Source organism: Flaviaestuariibacter flavus (genome assembly GCF_004337505.1).
In the GTDB taxonomy this organism is placed as follows: Bacteria; Bacteroidota; Bacteroidia; order Chitinophagales; family Chitinophagaceae; genus Flavisolibacter; species Flavisolibacter flavus.
In genome coordinates this window covers 1-1,996 of record NZ_SJZI01000028.1, presented here as the reverse complement: position 1 = coordinate 1,996, position 1,996 = coordinate 1, and the positions used below count along the sequence as shown (strand labels likewise).

The following is a 1,996-nucleotide window of genomic DNA, read 5'->3' as shown; positions in this document are numbered from 1 at the left end:
GGGTGCGCGATAACGTGCCGGCAACAAATTACGACAAGGACATCGACGATCAGCCGGTGGCTAACTACGCTTATGACCCGATTGGAAACCTGGTGAAGGACTCCCTGGAGGGTATCCGCCGGATCGAGTGGACGGTCTATGGCAAGATCAAGGCCGTGCATAAGGGGGGCGACACCACCATCACCTATCGTTACGATGCCTCCGGCAACCGCATTGCCAAAACGGTGATTCCCGGCGCGGGAACGCCAAAAACCACCTGGTATGTACGGGATGCCCAAGGCAATGTGATGGCTGTTTACAGCGACTCCTCCGACCGGGTACTGCTGAAGGAGCAACACCTCTATGGTTCGTCCCGCCTCGGTATCCGCGAGCGGGTAGGGGTGACCACGGGTACCGGAGAAGCTGTCTTTGATCCGGGAGCCATTGCTTACCTGAGAGGGGAGAAGCGTTACGAGCTTTCCAACCACTTGGGCAACGTGCTGGTGACGATCTCCGACCGCAAATACGGGGTTGACACCTCCGGGGACGGTGAATCGGACCGATTTATTGCCGACGTTTTGAGTGCCCAGGATTACTATCCATTTGGAATGCAAATGCCAGGAAGGGCATTTACAGTTAGAATGGGCTACAGGTATGGGTTTAATGGTAAGGAGGAAGATTCGGAAACAGGTATGCAGGACTATGGCATGAGAATTTTCAATCCGGCTATATCTAAGTTTTTAAGTGTTGATCCGCTGACTTCCAAATATCCAGAGTTAACGCCTTATCAATTTGCAAGCAATAGACCAATAGATGGAATTGACTTAGATGGTCTAGAGCATTATAATTATAACGGAGTGAGTATTGTTCATGACAATATTCCAAGAGTAGCCTCAGCTGGTGTAATTGAATTGCAAAGTAAGAAGCCTGCTACACAGGTTAAACCAGCTCAGTTAAAAGCTGATGAATTATCCAATTCGAGAGCCCCTAGGTATCCACAGGTTGCTGTTATAGGAACCGATATCTACGGCAACCATCACATTGGGCCCGAAAAGAGCGTAAATGCTACTTTAAAAGCAAAAAGTGCCGAATACCATTCGAACAACCTAGCCGCTATTGCAACTGGCCCAGGAGCAGCAATCGGCTATATTGCTGCAAAAGAAAAAGGAATAGGTTTCGGCGCTGCAGCTGACGGTTTAGTAATGTCACTAGGAGGAATAAATCCCAACGAATCGATAGGTATATTTAACACTCGAGCGAAAGGAATTGATGTCAGGAATAGCAACTGGGTAGATCACAATGGTAATTTCATATGGCCTAGTCGAGAAGGCTTCGCTACTGAACCTACTACTGTCACACTTAAGCCAGGCGACCGATTTAATAGGTATGGGTCAGAAGCCGGAACCTTTGCTTCGCCAGCGGGCACTCCTCTCAATCAACGTGCGATGGCTCCAGGCTCAACTGCAAAGCCGTTAACTGAATATGAAGTTTTAAAGCCGTTCGATGCTAAAGCGGGAAAAACAGCTCCTTGGTTTGGCGAGCCTGGAGGCGGTACTCAATATAAATTTGACAGATCAGTTTCAGAGCTAAAAAAAGCAGGAATTATTCGTGCGATCCCACCAAAAACCAGTCAATAATATGAAGCCGACTAACATTGAAAGTTTGAAAGAAATTCTACTTAGGCTTAAAATTCGACCAGACTTCTATTCGTTGCATGGCGGGCTCCCAAATGAAGCTTACTGCGTTGATTCGTCGGGTGATAGTTGGTATGTTTACTATAGCGAAAGGGGGCAAAAAACTGGATTGACAAAATTTGAGTCGGAGAGTAAAGCTTGCACTTACTTTTTGAACCTTATCACCTCTGATAGCATTGTGATGAGCAACTTGGAATGAGGTTTTACTAAGGCGCCCATCATCGTCCCTGATGAAATACTCTCATAGGTAGAATTGACGATGGAATTGGGGGTGGTCGATGTAATAAAAACTTTAGTGACCAATAGACATTTGTCAGTGACGA

At 46.9% G+C, this 1,996-nt stretch carries 1 protein-coding gene; it reads left to right on the top strand.

Features of this window, described 5'->3' with window-relative positions:
- Positions 1-1,616 (top strand): glycohydrolase toxin TNT-related protein (locus tag EPD60_RS07890; RefSeq protein WP_131448567.1); only part of this gene is annotated, 1,616 nt, incomplete at its 5' end.
- Positions 1,617-1,996 lie beyond the last annotated feature (380 nt).